Origin of the sequence: Shewanella sp. WE21 (genome assembly GCF_002966515.1) — a bacterium.
GTDB classification, from domain to species: Bacteria; Pseudomonadota; Gammaproteobacteria; order Enterobacterales; family Shewanellaceae; genus Shewanella; species Shewanella oncorhynchi.
Genome location: NZ_CP023019.1, coordinates 2,705,392 through 2,722,595, shown reverse-complemented (window position 1 = coordinate 2,722,595; position 17,204 = coordinate 2,705,392). Strand labels below are relative to the sequence as shown.

Here is a 17,204-nt window from a genome sequence, read left to right as displayed (position 1 = left end):
CGGAATTTGTAAATATGTGATACGTGAAAACTTAATCACAGAGGATTTATCGTTTTACTTATCACTTAAGTGATTTTTCACTCATATCTATTAAAGTGAAAGCCTTATTTATGCCGCCAACTGAAGCTATAGACTTAAAAGCAAAAGCCAAGAAGATAACTCCTCCCCCACAAGCAAAAAATGCCCACAACCAAACAGGCATACCGTACCAATTGTTAAAAAAACCATTAATAAAATCGTTCTTAGAAAGTAGGTTAAACCCCATAAACAATACAATGATGCCTATAAAACCACACACAAAATACTTAAGCATCAGATAGATATTATGTGGGTATATCGAGAAATAACGAGTTGATATACGCCAGTAATGCTTGTTTAATCTGAATGAGTTCATTTTATTGGACAACTCAAGAAACTGGCCAGCATTTACATATAAATCAAATGCTTGACTAGGATTCATATATTTAAGTAACACATTGATTTCATTGTATGAAAAACGATGCTTATAAATTGATGTGAAAATTTGCTCGGTAAGATACCTTTGCTTAATACTGGGCTTATTGAGATTACCGCTTAAAACTGACTGAGCAATCTCAAGCTTCTTAAGATTAATTTTATGCTTTTCAAAATATAGTGATGATAATAACTTAACAATTGGAAGCATCAGCAATATTACTGCTGAGGCATTTAGCCACGAAACGTCACCTGACAATAAATTCTGCATACCTGCATACCTTAATTGATTTTCAACTACACCAAGAGGATCAAAAGTTGGTATATAAGATCCCTGTCGATCTGCCAATAACAGCACATGCATTACAAACAATTTTCAGAAAAATATCAATTGGTTAGTAGGGATTTCTAAGCGAGTGTTAGAAGGGTGTTTTAGGGGGCTCATAAAACAACAACCAACCTCCCCAAAATTCTCATATGTAGTGAAGCATTGCGCGTCACTGCCCCCGCAGTGAATCGAGCCGGAAGGACCCGTGATGATAATAGGTCGCATCCAGCCCTGATGATAACCATTCTCACTTGACCGAGCCGCGCCTAACCTATTGACAAAGATGATATTTCACAACCAAACAACTCGTCGCGATAGTACTTGAGTTCCGCTATCGACTCCCGAATATCGGCTAAGGCTTCATGCTGATACTGCTTAGCCTTAATCGCATTACGCTCTACCTCAGGCGCCCAAGCTCTAGCTGCGAGCCCTAGTGCTGATATGTCTAGCTGCCTGTAATGCATGTACTCATGAAGCTCAGGCATTTGGCACATGATAAATGAACGATCAAACATGATTGAGTTACCCGCAAACACCACACCAGTCTTAGCTTTACGGTCATGCTTAGGTATTCCCAGTGCTTTCAGGTGTTCGAGTACCATCTGCTCAGCCTGTGCTAACGATACTGATGAGGCACGAACAGCAGCTAACAACCCACTCTTGGTATGCACATCTATCGCCCACTCATGTGACCTTGCAATGTGTTCATCGTCTTGATGCACAACAATGTGCAGCGCTTCACCCACTTGGTTTAACTCACTATCAGTCACGATAAAGGCCAGCTCAAAGATAGGGTAATACTCCATACCCAGCATCCCATTGTCTAAGCGGCCGTTCAGCCCACCCGTTTCTAAATCACCAAACAAAAAGAATTGCTCCATCACCCACCTCACTTTGCTAATTGAATCTCTGCTCTTCTCAACCAATACACATACGACTTCTTACTGTCGAACCCCATCAATGCCCACTGGCCTTTGCACACGTAACAGGTGCGAATCGCCCGAATACAGTTTGGCGATAACCGCTCAATCATCCTATCAAACTGGACCACCTGCTTAGGAACGCTCAACTCCCTAACCAACGCACCACCATAAACCTGCACCTCGCCTAACTTATCGCAAGCACTGCGATTAGTGAAACCTTTACCGAGTTCTTGGAACGCCCAATAACGCCCCCAGGCATTGAGCCCAGCACGAAGGGCTTTCATGTTAATAACCTGCTCTTGCGCATCACATACTCGCATTAGCCACCTCCGTAATCTGGTCTATCGATAAATGGAATACATCATCCACTATTGAGCGCAGGTGGTTATAAGGCACGTTACTCTTGCCATTCTCCCAACGCTGATACGTTCGGCGGCTTATCCCGTAAAACTCAGCCACCTCATCCTGAGAAAGCCCCTTAATCGCCCTGCCTGTTTTTAGAATTTTTGCAGCTGGATGACTCATAAAACCACCTTATTTAGTGCCATTGCATACTCTTGTAAGGCTGATGCAACGATCATCACAGCCACCCACTCGCACCAAGGGTTTGAGCACTCCCAACATTCGCAGACGATCTAGGGATTATCTCGGGCGCAACCTCACTAAAACCGAGCGAAATTAAATGCGCGTGATACGCATCAAGCGCACTCAACATGCCCTTATCCAACGTCGAATGAACATAGGTACGCAAAAGCACAGGCAGGGCATGATTAAGCAACCGCTCACCGACCATAGTATCCACGCCCATGTCTTGGATAATCGTGCGGCAAAGCTTGCGCAAATCATGCGAGGTAAACTCCTTAAACCGAATCGTCTCACTCCAATAATGCGCAGTGCGCTGGCTAATAGCGCCAACATCACCGGCAAACAAAAACGCCCGCTTACCCACATTTTTAAGCTGCCACTGCAAATAATGTTGGATCAACGCCTTAGCCGTAGGCGTTAACGGTAGCCGGTGCTCTTGGCGGTTCTTCGCATTCGCCGCAGGAATAAACCAAAACTCACCCGCAAAATGCTCCCATCGTGCCAAACGGGTTTCACCAATGCGCGTGCCGAACATCAGCATCAACATAAACAACATCGCCACCGGCATAAATGCATCCCGCAACGCCACAAACAACGGCCCTAAGTCCGACTCCATCAAGCGCGTATCAGGCTTAGGTGATAAGGTTAAACTCATCGTCACTCGATACCCCATCAGAGGATTAAGCAATAACAACCTAAAATCCGCCGCCAAACTCAACGCCCGCTTAAGCACATTCACACTCAAACGAATATAATGCGGCGCATAACCCTCATTCAGCATCAGCTTCACCAACGCACTATCAACCACCAAAAACGACAACTCAGCCAAGGCCACATCCCCCAACTTAGGCAACAACTGCTTACGCATAATCGACCTACAGTTATCCCGCCAGCTCGAGCTTAAGGTCGTATTGCCATCCAAATAATCCCCATACCACAATAGCAAATCAGTCACAGTCGCAAACTCACCGCGCAACACATCCGCGCCCGCACTACGCTTAGCTAGCATCACAGGTAAATCCGCTAAAAACGTCTTAATGCACATGCTCGGCCACACGCCTTGCTTCTTCCAAACCGTCTTATCACCCTCATTAATCACCAAATGCACACTCGCCTTCGTCCTATCCGCCGTTGCCCGTAAACGCAGCTCAGGAAACTGCGGGTCCCTAAAATCCCGCGTCAAACCGCCACGTAACCAACGGCGCAGCGCAGCATCGTTCAACTTACCCACCTCAACCCCGCTAGCAGCCATCGTTTGCCCCCTTAAGCCCTAGGTTTGCCCGTAAATTGGCAATAATCGATTTCGCCTTTGCCGCCTCAGTCGGCCGCGTCACCGTTTCTGGTAATGCCTTTGGCAACTCAACATCGGTCAACTCGCCACGGCTAAAGCGGCGGCACAGCACTTTGTAATTGCGCTCAAACGTCATTAACACATCCTTTTCGAGCCCTGTGGCAAACATCCAACTGCCCGTCTCGCGCACTGCTAAGCGCACCACATCATGGCTCCACGTATGCTTGTCAGGGTGATGGTAATGGCGCGTAGCCTCCTTAAACGCGGCCTCCAACGTGGGCAGCCCCAAATCACAAGCCGTGGGTTGGCACCACAAAGCAAACTGGCGCGGTGTCGGCCAAAACTGCCTGTCGCCCTGCTCGCGTCTGGCGCGATTCAGCCCAGCTTGCACTTGCTCGCGGCTCGCAATCCCCTGCGCCGCCAAGGTTTTAAGCCACTCGCCTTTGTGGGTCGCTTCGTCCTCAGGCCGTGGCGCACTCACCGGGAACAACACCCGCAACTTGCTAAACACGCTGTCCACAATCGCCATATCCATTGCCGTGGGCTCAGGTTGCGTCACCCGTTCGCCCTGCCCAACCAGCGGCTGGCGGATTAAGGTCTGCAGTGATTTCATGCTCGTATTTTGCTTGGCAGTCATATCAAAGGATCCTCAGGGTCATACACCGCATGGCGCCAATCCACTTGCCCAACGGCGGCGGCCATCGGTCTTGGCAACGGTGTTAGCCAATGGCGTTCGCGGATAAACTTGGTAATACCCAACACAAACTGGCCGTTAGCACTAAAGCCCCAACTGGTATCCAGCGCAGCAGCTTCCTTCAACCAAGTCACCGCCAGCACACAATCGGCATCGGTCAGTTTTTCAGCCTTCCACGCTTTCCACGCAGCCGAATCTGCCCCGCCTTTGCGATGGGCTGGGTACGCTTTAAAAAACGCATTGAAAACCGACTTAGCACTCGTTGCTGGACAAGAGTCTTTTAAAGATTCATTGATAGGTTCTAAAGAGTGATAGATTCCGGTGCTATCTGGTGGCACAGGGGGTGTGCTATCTGGTGGCATACCTATGCTATCTGGTGGCACCCCTTCGGTACTATCTGGTGGCACAGGGGGTGCTACCTCGTAGCAGATTGAAATCGTGTAAATATTGGTTAAATTTCCCTTAGGTCCCTTACGATTTTTAATCGTCACAAAACCCATATCAACCAAGGCCGCAATATGCTTTCTCACAGTGCTATGACCAATCTCGCACTGATCAGCAATATGCTGATGGCTCGGCCAACATTCACCATTATCGTTCGCGTTGTCGGCCAGCTTAATCAACACCAGCTTGCGCAGTGGATTACCCACCTTGGCCTTCATCGCTTTTACCATCAATTCCATGCTCATAAACCACCGCCTAACTGCGCGACAGCCAGCACAAAATTGACGAAATCATCATGTATACGTAACATGTAATCGCCTCTCTTAGGTATTAAGCCCGCGCTCAGTCGCCAAACTTTAGCGGGCTTTCTTATTCTCGATAAGTAATCGATGCGTGTTCGTGTACCGTCATCAACAACCCGCCTTACCGCCATGACTCGCTAAATACGGATACGCCAGCTCTAACGCCGCCATGCTCGCTTGCGTAGTCGCCGCCGACTCTTTTAACTCGCGGTGCGCCGCGACTAACTGCTCGCGCTTGGGCTCACAGCCCAAATGGATCACCGCCACTTGCGCCTCGGCGTTCTCTTTGGTGAGCGACGCCGCCATATCGGCCACATGCAACACATGGCCGTCACTCATGCGATCGGCAATGACAGTCACCCCAGTGCAACCAAACACATCGTTGAGATACTGCACCCGCAAATGCTCAGGCAGTGCCGCCACCAGTGCTTGCTCAACATGAAACAAGCGATCAACCTGCGGATGTTGGCCCTCGTACTGGCCGAGCCAACGGAACAGCTTTTGGGCATTTATCCGCGCATCGTTGTGCACGTCTTGCGTGCTGGCAAAGCTAATGCCCTCCGCCGCCAATACCTCGCTTAGCCCAAGGCGCTCAACCGCCGCAACAAAATCTATCGCCAACGCAAAACGTGTCATCTTGGGTAACTCCAACACCCGATGAATCGTTTTCATCAACAAATTCAAACGGCTATCATTTTTACGTGAATGGGTTTTCATGCTAATAAGCCTCTATTCAGTTAACCTTCAATTAAATGGCAAGCGAAACTACCTTATTTGTGTCGCTTGATGGTTCAGGGAATACATCAGCAAAAGTGCATTCAACACCCAACTGGTTAAGCGCTCTTACGATTTCCCAACAAGTACTTAGATCAATGTTTCTAATACCTGCCTCGTAGTTGCCAACCGCTCCTTGAGTTTTGCCTATGGCCTTACCAAGCCCAGATTGAGATAAATTGGCTTTCTTTCGATAAACGGGAATATTGTTCATGCTACCAGTCTCAATGTTGATTCAATCACATTAAACACGAAACGTGTTTACAAGTAAACACAAAACGAAAAAATCAAATATCACATATCGTGATATTCTTAGAACGAGACTTTATCGTTGGTGGTTATAATGGGAACTGAAGATTTAAAAAAACGTGTTGGGCAAAACATCAAACGGTTGCGAATGAATGCTGGTATTAAAAGCCAAGCGGAATTGGCAAGCTTATGCGGGTGGAAATCTCAATCTCGTATCGGTAACTATGAAGCAGGCACTAGAGCGGTTAGTGCTATTGACGCCGAAGTGTTGGCAAAAGTTCTTGGTGTTAGTCCAGCTGAAATTCTTTATGGTAATTCCAATAGTACAAATGCCTCAGTAGACACTGAGCTACATGTCAAAATAGCACCAGAGTCAAATGCCAAATGGCATGCAGGTTTTGATCTATGGGATGGTGATACTCCGCTAAGAGATGATGAAGTAGCTTTGCCATTTTTTCGAGAAGTGGAATTAGCTGCGGGTAATGGTTCCACATTCGTGCAAGAAAATGGCGGCTGCAAACTCCGCTTTGCCAAGTCCACCCTCAAAAAGAGTAACGTCGAACCTCAACATGCGGCTTGTGTAACTGTCTCCGGCAACAGCATGCTACCCGTCCTGCGTCATGGCACTACGGTCGGCGTCGACACCAGCAAAAAGAATATTGTCGATGGCGAAATGTACGCAATTGATCACGACGGTATGTTAAGAGTAAAAATGCTCTATCGTATGCCTGGTGGCGGGATTCGTATCAAAAGCTACAATAACGATGAGTTTCCAGATGAATTTATACAACCAGAGCATATGACAGAAGTTAAAATCATCGGTTGGGTCTTCTGGTGGTCAGTACTTAACATATGGAGTAATTAAATCACCGTTCCTATTAAAAATTATTTAGGCGTTGTAAACTCAATCTTTAAAATAAAAAATAATTTAATAATTTAGTTGCACTGAGAATTACAACATACAGGTCATCCAATGTTGGCTTCGAAATACCAATATTGAAAATATTTAATTTCTCCCATTCTTTAAAAATAATGAAAATTATTGTTAGCATTAATGGTAGCCAACAAAAATATCGGTAGTATTTAATTTTCAACTGACGGTCTTTAATTCTATCATCTAAATTCCTAGAAATATTGTCTAAATTATTTGCAATATCACTATCATGCAATCCATCATGACTTTTCAATTTTAACTTATCAAATGTATAGCTAATGCTAATCTTAATTTGTTCAAGTCTTGACATTTGATCTTCAACCATCCAATAATTGAAAAGTCCAGCAATAAAAACTCCAGAAACAATAAATAAATAGCTTGAAAAGCCTTCTATTTTATCAAAGGTACTTAATCCGATCAAAACTATCGGAATAGCATACAACTTCATCTGAATATCATTTAGGACAGTGCTTAATTTTTCAGAATATTCAAATGATTTTGCTTCTACTTGTTGTTGAAACTCACCAATGGCAAAGTTTTGAATAAAAACATCATAATGTTCAAAATAAGCATTTTTTATTTTACCCAAGTTTGAAAACAAAATAAATGCAGGTGATGAAGATGTATTTTTTTCTGCTAAAATATTTCTAAATGTATCCACTAAAGCAAGCTTAAAAAAAGATAATTTATCTCGATGATGTAAATTACCATTTTCATCAGCTTTTAATAGAAAATCAATATCATCAACTGGTGATAAGGCATTAATTGACAAAAGGTCTTTAATATTAGTTATCTTTACCTCTAAAGGTTTGGCGAACTTATCTTTTTCACCTTTTATAAAATAATAAAGTGAAACACCATTATCTATATTTTTATCAATATCAGAAACTGACTTCAAAAAACCAAGCCACTTTGTTACAGCTTCCAACTTTAAGGTAAATGGATGAACCAAATCACTATCACTTCTGAAATCAGAATCAATGAAATAATAGTTCTTAGGCAAATCATATCCTTGTATCAAAAATGTTGATAATTTCTCCAACAAATCATTTTCATCTTTATAAAAGCTGAAGCTGCAACCGTTATATAAATCGAATTCAATTTTTAGTTCAGTACAGTTAGCTTTATTAACTATCTTACCTTCAATTTTTTCGTCCCAATTTATTTCAACTTTAAATTGTCGAAATAACTTCTCTTGCTTATTTTTATTATAAAACTCATTAATTATAAAAGCCTGCTCCTCATTAAGGACAACGTCATTAATAAGTTTAAACACACCACTTGCATATGATACGTTGTCACCAAAAGATTTAAACAACCTCACTGCATAATCGAATGTGTTAAATGGATTACTCATCGTCAACTTCATCTTCTTTTAAATCTAATGCTTGATTAATAGCATCTTTAACCATTGGAGTAATCATTCTACCTTTAATAATAATATCATTACTATTTGGATCAAATAAAATTGGTTTATTAGTATCACTAGCGCAACCAAGCAATCCAATATTTTCAAAATCAAAATTAAAATTAAACGAATCAGTTGTATAATATATTCTAGCTAATTTTTCAACACTCTCCTTTCTAGCCAAAAAAGAAGCTGGCATTTCATATTTGTCCTGCTTACTAAATAATATAAAGCTATCCTTATCTTCATCGGAACAGATTGAAGGTAAGTGAGAAATCGCAATTTCTTCAAGTTTAGTAAGGTATACCTCCTCATTTGAATTTTCAGAAAGATATCGAACCCATTGAGAACGTGCTTCTTTCTGTGCAACGGAATCAGCATTATGTTCTACCAAAAAGTCTTTTAGAAGAATGACAGATTTTACTACAGCTCTGGCTGGAGTCGTACCGTTAACACAATCAAAAGCTTTAGTAAAATAATCTGTGTATTTTCCTTTACCAATAAAGCTTAAATAATTTTTTTCAAGCACATCCACACCAGCTTCAGGCTTCTCTAATGCATCCAAAAATGCTGATATATTAATATCGACTGCTTGATGTAACTTACTTAAATCAACATGTATGTCTGAAGTAGGCTTCAACTTTTTAAGTTTAATACCAGAAGTATTGGTTATCATTGCAGCCATGAATCTTGAGCTTTTATAAGATTCATATTCAATGAAACAAATATAACCTCCTTTACTATTTGTATGTACTATCTCGCCATATAAAGATTTCATCGCTAACTTTGTTAACTCTTTAAATTTTGCATCTTTACCTGATTCAGGAACTTGATTTTTCAGCTCAATTAGTTTCGCTGGAAAATCTCCATTACCTTTAAACTTCCCCCATAAAACAGCCGTTTTTCCATCTTTAATCTTAACTAAATCAAGTGCTAAATTTTTTATAATCTCAACGCTTAAATTTAAGAGCACCTTTGCAATATCTGGCTCTTTTTCTTTAAATAATTCATGTATAACAAATCGCTTAATAACTGGCATTCTAATATCCCTATTCTCTTAATTACCTTGCATTAAACCAGATAGCGTGGTGCTAACCGAAGATTAAATTTATATGTCTCAACTGTACTGCATTATGACACTTTCTAGAAGTATTGGAATCAAGTAAAACTAATCATTTAAATACAGCCATTAACATAACTGTAACATAATGTGATGTCCTGTGAATTTCACAACAACAGAATTAAACTATAAAACACATTAGATTCAATAACTTAATCAAAAACTTATTTTAATGCCAACTTTAAACACGAAACGTGTTGGCTTATGAAACACATTTTGTGATTATTGCAGTGTATTCATCCTTAATGATAAACACTTCAAGGGCTGAGTTTCATGATCAGTACAAAAACGAAGTTATCAGTTTTGGGGACTCTTAATTATTGAGATTCGTTGAATGATTGCCGACCTGTTCTCTTGCCCTTGGCAGGATATAAAAACGGTGATCGGCTTGCAGCTTCATGAACTGATTTACCTTATCGCGATAGCGCTTCAAGTTGGTTTTTAGCTGTTTGTAATAGCGTATTTCTCGATAGCGTTTTATAGAGAAAACATTTGGAACAATAAGTTAATCGCTAAAAAGAAATCTACCCATTACCGAGGACAAGGAAATGATTCTATCAAAAGTTCAAACATCACCTAAGCAACGCGATGAGTTTCGTCTACTGGTTGCAATACGTTTTGCCTGCTTAATGGCGCTGGCTAAGGGCCACACCGATCCGATGGATTGCCCACGGGTGCAATCCCGATGCGCCGAGCTGGTAAAGCATTTTGCCTATCACCACCCAAGCGCTGCGTTTTACCGCCAGTTCATTCGTCACACGGGCGAACTCGGGCTCAACTTCTGCCTGCGCTTTACCGAGCCCCAACAAGGCTTGTACGGCAAGGTGATGGTGTGGCGTAACGAACAGGCGGCCACTAACGTGCATCCGCTGCAACTCACCCAAGCGGAGCAACCAACATGAAAGGCATCAACACCGCGTTTTTGCTTATGGCCCAGTTCAACAAAGTGATAGTGCCACTGGATCAAATCAGCAAAGAGTATTTTGGCCTCGAACCGCGTACCGCGGCCAACTATGCCAAAGCCGGCCGCTTGCCCTTAGCCGCCTTTCGCACCAGTAACAGCAACAAAGCGCCTTGGATGGTCAATGTCACCGACCTTGCCGAATACCTCGACAAGCAACGCGACGCCGCCAAACAAGATCAAATCAACTTAGCGTAATCAGCGGCTCAGTGGGGAGGTATCTATGTTTTTTGTTTACGGCGTGTCCATGACCTTAGCGAAAAATCAAGCGGCCAAGAAGTGCAGCACCTCTGTAGGCGCACACCCTAACCGCCGTCAACTGAGCCCCGACGAGTACCAAGCTAAGTTGAATGATATGGCGCAGCACTTATTTGAAACCATGAAGCCACAACGCCTGTCGCATTCGTTATCGACGCCCGCGCTGTGCCAGCAATATATCGTTTTAGCCATGACCCAAGAAGCCCACCGCGATGTGCATATTCGCTATCACAAGCTGTCGGACAAGGTGAACCCCAAAACCAAGAAACCCATCATCAATCTGGTGGTGTTTAACGGCGAAGCCGCAGCTTAGCCCTGCTGATTCAAAAGGAAGGAATAGCATATGAAACAACGTCCAATTATTTTCAATACCGCTATGGTGCGCGCCATTCTTGATGGCCGAAAAACACAGACGCGGAGAATGTTTAAAGTTCAGCCGCATGATGAATGGGCGCCATTTTCTAAAAATGCCGAATGGTATACACCGACAGTCATTGATAAGCGCGGATTCTATCAACCCGCAAAAGATGATGTTTTTGGGGTTAGCAGTGAGGATTGCGCGTTTATTTCACCGTTCGGCACACTTGGTGATCAGCTGTGGGTACGTGAGGCAATGACCAAAGCACACTGGCCTGATTTGCATTATGTCTGTGGCGGATTAACAGCGGGCACAGGTGATGAAGACTTTGATTACCGTGGCGCAGAATATCGCGGGTTTATTCCCTCTATCCACATGCCACGCTGGGCGGCGCGCATTCTGCTGGAAGTCACTAAAGTTAGGGTTGAAAGGCTAAATGATATCAGCGAGCAAGATGCAAAAGCAGAAGGTTTTGACTACCCAGCAGTGCAAGGTATGGGCTGGAAATTTAATGCTAAACATAACTTTTTGTTTGCTTGGGACCAAATTTACAGAAACAAATCATCAAACCCTTTCGTTTGGGTGGTCGAGTTCAAGGTGATCAGTACCACAGGCGGTGCGGCATGAACCATTTACTCCCGGGCTTTGAATCACAAGAACGTGTTGCGTTATTGCTGTCGCTTACCCGCATTAGTTCGCCCGAGGTGATTGCCGCGTTAACGCTGCATTACACCAGCGCCCTACCCGCCGAACGCGCGGCCGCTCGTCACGGTATAGAACTGTCGAACTTTATGCGCGGGCAAAAGAAGCTAGAGCAAATTGCTGCCACGGTCGAGGCCATTAAAGCCATCGACTGGGCCAAGCTGCAATCGGCTCATTTGCAATCAACCGCTTTGCAACCGAAGCAGGTGGCCTAAATGACTCAATCAGCGGCGTTTCGCCATCTGTTAAATCATTACCGCAGCCATAAGTTAAGCCTGTTACTCAAGGCAAAAACGGGCGACAGCATCAAAATCGCGCTGGCACTGGGCGCGCTAGATTGCCTGTACTGGCAAGCATTGGGCAACGGCTTAACCAACCTCGCCAAGGGCATTAGCCGCACCATAGTGTATTCGTACCGATATCACCCTATGCGTCTGCCCAGCCATTCGCCTGTCAGCCAAGCAAGGGACAACCAAAACAAGGAGGCGGCATGAATACCTTCAGCACTAAAGCGGGCGTGGTCACACTATCCAAGCCCTACTTCACCTTGATGTGCGATCAGCAACAAATCGAAGTGAAGTACATCCCCAACAATTACCACGGTTGGGGCATTTGTAAGTCTTTTAACGCCATCGAGTGCAGCGACTTCGGCCAAGCCGACGCCGAAGTATTCGCACTCAACGCAGAATCAAAACTCAGGATAAAAGGAGAAGCAGCATGAACCCGATACAAGCAGCAACTGTAGAACGTGAAGAAGGTTATTGGACCCATCCAGATATGCCCGAGTGGGATGAAGGTGTGACCCGTGTTGAGTGTGAAGCATGGGCAGCCGAAAACGGTGGCGAGTTTATAGCGATTTGGTTTGAACTCGATGCGCCTGAAAACCTGATCGAGCGCTACTTTGACGAGGGCGATAACGATATCAGCGATTGGCACCCCGTTTGCGAAAAGGCCGGCTCATTCTTGCTGAGTATTCACGATACCGAAGATGGCCCCGTCGCGCTGTTCTTCGCACCGATGGATAAGGAGGTGGCGTGACGTCCAAAGCATCGCCCCTGCGAGGTCCTGCCCCACAGGGGCGATGCTGCCTTTGCTTGTTAAATGCTTATACTTTGATGGTGCCATTGGACCACCCCTCTACTAGCTGGCCAATATTGGTTGCAACCTTTTGAAACCTACCCTCAATTGGATAGAAAGCCCAAACCCCAGGCTTATGGATACGGTAACAAAACTCAATACCATCAGCACCGGCATGACCAATAACCAAGTGCTGATGTTCATTGCTTATAGTGACATCAGTTAACGGAAGCACTAACTGCAAGAAAGACTGCTCATCATAATGGCCACCCTCGTACCTTGATAAGTACTCAGCGCAATCATAATTTTCATCTAAGAATCTCTTGGCAAACACTCTGATTCCTTGGGGCATTTAACGCCCCAATAAGGGGCTGATAATGCTTGGCTAAACTGTGAAGCGGAGCGAAACTGAGCCAAGCTTTAGCAGTCCAGCACTTAATTGGCTTGTTAGGTGTATTATTGCATACACATTATAGAATCCGAACTATAACTACCATGTTGTTTTTTATAATGTATTTCAAAGTTTTGACCACAAACATTACTATCTACAAAATTTTCACAGAAGAAATAATCCCCGTCGTGATTTACATACCAATGCGTAATGTTTTTTTTATTTTTTGATTGCAATGACACTGGAATGTCTATCACCTTATTCCAACCGTTAAGATCAAACTCACACCCTTTTGGTGGAGTTGATGAACAGCCAATTAAAACAAAAGAAAGTAATGATATTCGCCACACTCTAGATACACCTAACATGGAAGTGAGCGGCCTGCGCGGCTTTTCGCGCAGGTCCGCTCGACTGCAAGATTATGTTTCACGTTCACCGGAGCGCCTTTGCCTTGGCTTCAAAGCGAGCAGCAAGATCACTATCGGTGGCACCAGCAGCTAAGTGCCTACCATATTGGGACAATACCTCGCTGGCGTAAGCCTGTTCACGCGGGGAAAACTTTTCGGTCAATGGGAGCACACGCTCAAGATAACGGGCGCCATCGGACCACTTGTCTTGGGCGGCGAGGCTAACAGATAACTCAAGAAGACGACGACCGATCTTTTGTTCGGAAGGAACAGGCAACTTATCTTCTATTGCCAACGATTCCTTGAACAGTTGTTCGGCCTCTCCGAACTTGGATATACCCCGCTTGATACGGCCGAGGTTGTAAAGCGCCTGAGATTTTAGCTCTGGGCCGAGGTTGCCCCAATCGGTATTTACCAGTGCTCGGTAGCAAGCCTCCTCAGCAACATCGAGGCGGCCGTTACTTTCGGCAACTGCGCATGTTTCTGAGTAATTGTCGAAAGTAGCGCGGTTGATAGGATTGGCACAGGCCCCAAGAAATACTGCGACCAAGGCAACTACTGGAAATGAATAATTCATGCGTGCTCCAGTGAAACATAACGTATTATTAGTGCTCACACGCGTTTACCTCATTCGATCAGTGAAAACGCGCACAGTTAATTACTTGTAATAAAAGGAACTTATCAGTTCTTTAACAAATAAACCATTAGGAAAAACACAGTTGCGCGAGTTCTAAACCTATTATCTCAAGCCGCGTTTCAATAAATCATTGATTACAAATAATATAAACTGGCATCAGCCCTATAAGTGCGCACAACTATATTTGGTTATAATCCGTGAAATGTGATCAAATCGAATAATACTGTATACATAACAGCATCTAAGACTGAGTCGTTATGAATACAAAAGACAGTTTCTATGCACGAATGTGAGGAATAGGCAGCACGACAGGTAAGGCGGGGAGCTGGTAACTAAGTGAATAACTGACCGACTGTTTTCATTGGAATAAACATTCTTACACGACCGTTGATTTCACAAAGAACCTCGAAACCATACTTGGCGTAGAATGATTCAGCTTGGCCAGTTAAACAATCGACAACAATGGCATAAGCTCGCATGTGAGCGTTAATTTCCCACAGATATTCTAGCGCTTTGATTAAGCTAGCTTTACCTAACCCACTACCATGAAACTCTTTATGGACAGCAAGTTGAGCAAGCAGAAAGACCGGAATGGGATAGCGTGGTAACTTTTTGCCCATGGCTTGTGGCAAGGTATCACGGCAAATTGAACTTGGGGCGATAGTATAAAATGAACAAATTGGATATTTTTGATTGGGTAATGGCGTAGCAGCAGGTAAAACCATTGTACGGCTAATACCTGCTTGCATGTGTTTCGCTGCTTGAGTTTGGATAAAATCGTTTAACTCTACTTCGCCACAGTCAAATGATGCTCTATCGTGTTGTGATTTATCCAATTCTTTAAAAGTCTTGGAGTAACTCACTTAAACTCACCACGTTTAGTAAATGCTGCCGCTTCACGCAATGCTTTGTTCGGGGCCTTAGCCTCATCACAAGCCATTATGAATTGGTCGAATACATCAGCTTTAACAGTAATGCTTTCGTGCTCAGCAATCACCTGAGTTGAATCTTCGTCCATTAAGCGAACAACGTATTCAGTTAAGCTTTTTAAACCAAGCAAAGCCGATGCTTTCTCAGCCTTAGCTTTGATCTCTTCATCCAAACGGATATCAAGTCTTGTAGTTGCCATAAAACCTCCTATCGTACGGAGTTAATCCGTAATGGATTGGAGTATAAAGTTTAAACAACCACAGCGCAACTTGTACGGACACAGTACGGATGTGATTGTTAGATTTGTGGAGGCTAATGCTTCGAATATGCAGCGTGTTGTTTACGTTTAGACCACAATTTGTTTGTTAAAACTACCTTACCCATAAAGGTGAACACTCTTTGTACCAATGGTCTACTTGCATTAATTCATCTTTATCGTTGAAAAAGAAGCTAATGCCCCCAATTATTACAGACGATGCAAATTTTTTATCGTCCCATGATTGGTGATTATATTGTTCTTTTACTTTCTCAATACCTAATTTGGATTTTGCAATCATTAAAAGCTCGTCTTTAGAAAGTGAGCTGTTCACAAATTGGGATAAAACAAAATTATCACGCTTTAATCTAGGGTGAGCTTCGATGGTGTAACTATTCTTCATGAACCAAAAAATTAGGTAAAAATTCAATAGCAAACTGAGAGAGAACAACACTTTTAGTAACATATACACCCATCCCTGATTAGTAGTTATAACGCCGCAATAAGCGGACAAGTAATAGTTGGCTAAAATGTGAAGCGAAGCGAAACCTAGCCAACTGTTACGGGTCCGTTCTTAATTACCTTGTTAAGCTGCTAACTTGTTGTAAGCGAGTAAATAACACAGCCAAAAATTACAATTGATGAGAATGAACAAAACAGTTTAAAAGCGTTGGATAACTTCTTCCAGTTAAAACCAAGGATTAAAAAGTATGGGATCCAGACAATTGATGAATACATCCACATTATGCCAATGATCAGATTACCTTCATGGCTCCTTGGGTTTATTGTATCAAGGGTAACTAAAACTCCATGGATGCAATAAAATGCGGGATAAAGCAGAGTAATACTTAAGATTATCATCCATACTTTTGTACTACTCATCAGTGTCAAATCCCCTTTGCAACTTAACGCCGAGTTCAGCGGCGGGTTTTAAGTTGTAGTTTTATGGAATACTTTTGCGCAGCAAAACCATAAAACCGCGTGTTTAAAACTGTCCAGCTCAGACACGAAGTGCCGGAGCGATGCTGGTACAACTTGTTATGTTAACAATTTAGAGGGTCTATTCCTATGCTTCGCACATGTAAAAATCCTATAGGTTCAATAATGTATTTTTTACCATTTATAATAATGGATGGTAACTGGATAGAGTAGTTTTCCAATTTATACTCAATATCTCTTGAAAAAATACTTATTGACGCTCCCGAATTAAAATACTTTTTACCGAATAGTGTGTTATAGCCAAAAAAGGTATTACCGCTTATCTTTGATGTTGGATTAACACGGAGATATTCATCCTTATTAGCTGATTCACCAGAATTAGTATTTGAAACATTCTCTGTCCGTGTGATTAATTCAGTAATTTTTACATTCCATATTTTGTTTGTTGTATTGTCAGTAATGACAATTTCGTCGCTCTCAAACTGAAAATATGTTCCAGATGGTGCAAGAATTGAAGCTGTAAAATGAAAATTATTAAACCTCTCGTTTTTTGCTGAACTAGAACTAGATACTTCGAGCTCAACTCCCCCACTAAGCTGAATTGATATTTGATCCGCAGGGCCAGAACTTCCGCAGCCACTACTGTATGTAACTCCTTCGCTATATATTGGCTTGTAGTAATCTCTAACTACAGGCGCACACGAGACAGATATTATTGAAAGAGAAATTATAAATACACATTTTTTGAGAAGCATATATGGCACACCATTTCCTTGGAAACAT

The 17,204-nt window shown here is 43.1% G+C and carries 26 protein-coding genes; 9 read left to right on the top strand and 17 right to left on the bottom strand.

Annotated elements, in window-relative coordinates; translation table 11 throughout:
- Positions 1–61: 61 nt before the first annotated feature.
- The 9 genes from CKQ84_RS11900 to CKQ84_RS11860 all read right to left on the bottom strand — a co-directional run bounded on the left by CKQ84_RS11900 (position 62) and on the right by CKQ84_RS11860 (position 6,008).
- Entirely contained in the window at positions 62–802 is a 741-nt protein-coding gene (locus CKQ84_RS11900) for a hypothetical protein (protein WP_158683042.1), read from the bottom strand.
- Between the two features lie 245 nt (positions 803–1,047).
- Positions 1,048–1,662 (bottom strand): oligoribonuclease, encoded by a 615-nt coding sequence (gene orn, locus CKQ84_RS11895; RefSeq protein ID WP_105251440.1) that lies wholly within the window; start codon positions 1,660–1,662, stop codon positions 1,048–1,050.
- Positions 1,663–1,670: 8 nt separating this feature from the next.
- A complete protein-coding gene (locus CKQ84_RS11890; RefSeq protein ID WP_105251439.1) occupies positions 1,671–2,024 on the bottom strand; it encodes a hypothetical protein in 354 nt (117 codons plus the stop codon).
- Positions 2,011–2,229: a helix-turn-helix domain-containing protein gene (locus CKQ84_RS11885; protein WP_105251438.1), complete on the bottom strand. Its 219-nt coding sequence runs from the start codon at positions 2,227–2,229 to the stop codon at positions 2,011–2,013. Before CKQ84_RS11885 ends, CKQ84_RS11890 begins: the two co-directional genes overlap by 14 nt.
- 55 nt (positions 2,230–2,284) lie before the next feature.
- Positions 2,285–3,541 (bottom strand): tyrosine-type recombinase/integrase, encoded by a 1,257-nt coding sequence (locus CKQ84_RS11880; RefSeq protein ID WP_105251437.1) that lies wholly within the window; start codon positions 3,539–3,541, stop codon positions 2,285–2,287.
- On the bottom strand, positions 3,531–4,217 hold the full coding sequence (locus CKQ84_RS11875) for a replication protein P (protein ID WP_105251436.1): 687 nt from the start codon (positions 4,215–4,217) through the stop codon (positions 3,531–3,533). Before CKQ84_RS11875 ends, CKQ84_RS11880 begins: the two co-directional genes overlap by 11 nt.
- Positions 4,214–4,963 (bottom strand): helix-turn-helix domain-containing protein, encoded by a 750-nt coding sequence (locus tag CKQ84_RS11870; protein ID WP_105251435.1) that lies wholly within the window; start codon positions 4,961–4,963, stop codon positions 4,214–4,216. Before CKQ84_RS11870 ends, CKQ84_RS11875 begins: the two co-directional genes overlap by 4 nt.
- A 165-nt stretch (positions 4,964–5,128) precedes the next feature.
- Entirely contained in the window at positions 5,129–5,737 is a 609-nt protein-coding gene (locus CKQ84_RS11865; protein ID WP_105251434.1) for a hypothetical protein, read from the bottom strand.
- Positions 5,738–5,768: 31 nt separating this feature from the next.
- Positions 5,769–6,008 carry a helix-turn-helix transcriptional regulator gene (locus CKQ84_RS11860; RefSeq protein ID WP_105251433.1) on the bottom strand — a complete coding sequence of 80 codons (240 nt, stop codon included), beginning with the start codon at positions 6,006–6,008 and terminating at the stop codon, positions 5,769–5,771.
- Positions 6,009–6,137: 129 nt separating this feature from the next.
- Between CKQ84_RS11860 and CKQ84_RS11855 the strand changes: the two genes are divergently transcribed.
- The gene (locus CKQ84_RS11855) at positions 6,138–6,908 is read left to right on the top strand and encodes a helix-turn-helix transcriptional regulator (RefSeq protein WP_105251432.1); all 771 of its coding nucleotides are present in this window, start codon (positions 6,138–6,140) and stop codon (positions 6,906–6,908) included.
- 46 nt (positions 6,909–6,954) lie between these two features.
- Here the strand turns inward: CKQ84_RS11855 and CKQ84_RS11850 are convergent, their stop codons facing one another.
- Together CKQ84_RS11850 and CKQ84_RS11845 are read right to left on the bottom strand one after the other, a co-directional pair.
- Positions 6,955–8,334 (bottom strand): hypothetical protein, encoded by a 1,380-nt coding sequence (locus CKQ84_RS11850; protein ID WP_216822553.1) that lies wholly within the window; start codon positions 8,332–8,334, stop codon positions 6,955–6,957.
- Positions 8,327–9,424, bottom strand: a complete 1,098-nt coding sequence (locus tag CKQ84_RS11845; RefSeq protein ID WP_105251431.1) for a nucleoid-associated protein — start codon at positions 9,422–9,424, stop codon at positions 8,327–8,329. Before CKQ84_RS11845 ends, CKQ84_RS11850 begins: the two co-directional genes overlap by 8 nt.
- Before the next feature lie 629 nt (positions 9,425–10,053).
- Between CKQ84_RS11845 and CKQ84_RS11840 the strand changes: the two genes are divergently transcribed.
- The 8 genes from CKQ84_RS11840 to CKQ84_RS11805 are packed head-to-tail and all read left to right on the top strand — an operon-like array spanning position 10,054 to position 12,822.
- Positions 10,054–10,407 carry a hypothetical protein gene (locus CKQ84_RS11840; RefSeq protein WP_105251430.1) on the top strand — a complete coding sequence of 118 codons (354 nt, stop codon included), beginning with the start codon at positions 10,054–10,056 and terminating at the stop codon, positions 10,405–10,407.
- On the top strand, positions 10,404–10,664 hold the full coding sequence (locus CKQ84_RS11835) for a pyocin activator PrtN family protein (protein WP_006082040.1): 261 nt from the start codon (positions 10,404–10,406) through the stop codon (positions 10,662–10,664). Before CKQ84_RS11840 ends, CKQ84_RS11835 begins: the two co-directional genes overlap by 4 nt.
- 25 nt (positions 10,665–10,689) lie before the next feature.
- On the top strand, positions 10,690–11,037 hold the full coding sequence (locus CKQ84_RS11830; protein ID WP_011847795.1) for a hypothetical protein: 348 nt from the start codon (positions 10,690–10,692) through the stop codon (positions 11,035–11,037).
- A gap of 30 nt (positions 11,038–11,067) precedes the next feature.
- Entirely contained in the window at positions 11,068–11,709 is a 642-nt protein-coding gene (locus tag CKQ84_RS11825; RefSeq protein ID WP_105251429.1) for a hypothetical protein, read from the top strand.
- Positions 11,706–11,999, top strand: a complete 294-nt coding sequence (locus CKQ84_RS11820; protein WP_105251428.1) for a hypothetical protein — start codon at positions 11,706–11,708, stop codon at positions 11,997–11,999. Before CKQ84_RS11825 ends, CKQ84_RS11820 begins: the two co-directional genes overlap by 4 nt.
- Positions 12,000–12,278: a hypothetical protein gene (locus CKQ84_RS11815; protein ID WP_105251427.1), complete on the top strand. Its 279-nt coding sequence runs from the start codon at positions 12,000–12,002 to the stop codon at positions 12,276–12,278.
- Positions 12,275–12,505: a hypothetical protein gene (locus CKQ84_RS11810; RefSeq protein ID WP_105251426.1), complete on the top strand. Its 231-nt coding sequence runs from the start codon at positions 12,275–12,277 to the stop codon at positions 12,503–12,505. Before CKQ84_RS11815 ends, CKQ84_RS11810 begins: the two co-directional genes overlap by 4 nt.
- Positions 12,502–12,822 (top strand): hypothetical protein, encoded by a 321-nt coding sequence (locus CKQ84_RS11805; RefSeq protein WP_105251425.1) that lies wholly within the window; start codon positions 12,502–12,504, stop codon positions 12,820–12,822. The genes CKQ84_RS11810 and CKQ84_RS11805 overlap by 4 nt, the downstream gene beginning before the upstream one ends.
- A 67-nt stretch (positions 12,823–12,889) precedes the next feature.
- On the opposite strand, the gene CKQ84_RS11800 is transcribed toward CKQ84_RS11805, so the two are convergent.
- The 6 genes from CKQ84_RS11800 to CKQ84_RS11775 form a co-directional block, all read right to left on the bottom strand.
- A complete protein-coding gene (locus tag CKQ84_RS11800) occupies positions 12,890–13,195 on the bottom strand; it encodes a hypothetical protein (RefSeq protein WP_105251424.1) in 306 nt (101 codons plus the stop codon).
- Positions 13,196–13,684: 489 nt separating this feature from the next.
- A complete protein-coding gene (locus CKQ84_RS11795; protein ID WP_105251423.1) occupies positions 13,685–14,236 on the bottom strand; it encodes a tetratricopeptide repeat protein in 552 nt (183 codons plus the stop codon).
- A gap of 392 nt (positions 14,237–14,628) precedes the next feature.
- Positions 14,629–15,159: a GNAT family N-acetyltransferase gene (locus tag CKQ84_RS11790; RefSeq protein ID WP_105251422.1), complete on the bottom strand. Its 531-nt coding sequence runs from the start codon at positions 15,157–15,159 to the stop codon at positions 14,629–14,631.
- The gene (locus CKQ84_RS11785; protein WP_105251421.1) at positions 15,156–15,425 is read right to left on the bottom strand and encodes a DUF1778 domain-containing protein; all 270 of its coding nucleotides are present in this window, start codon (positions 15,423–15,425) and stop codon (positions 15,156–15,158) included. The genes CKQ84_RS11790 and CKQ84_RS11785 overlap by 4 nt, the downstream gene beginning before the upstream one ends.
- Before the next feature lie 172 nt (positions 15,426–15,597).
- A complete protein-coding gene (locus CKQ84_RS11780) occupies positions 15,598–15,948 on the bottom strand; it encodes a hypothetical protein (protein ID WP_105251420.1) in 351 nt (116 codons plus the stop codon).
- Between the two features lie 577 nt (positions 15,949–16,525).
- The gene (locus tag CKQ84_RS11775) at positions 16,526–17,176 is read right to left on the bottom strand and encodes a hypothetical protein (protein ID WP_105251419.1); all 651 of its coding nucleotides are present in this window, start codon (positions 17,174–17,176) and stop codon (positions 16,526–16,528) included.
- Positions 17,177–17,204: the final 28 nt, after the last annotated feature.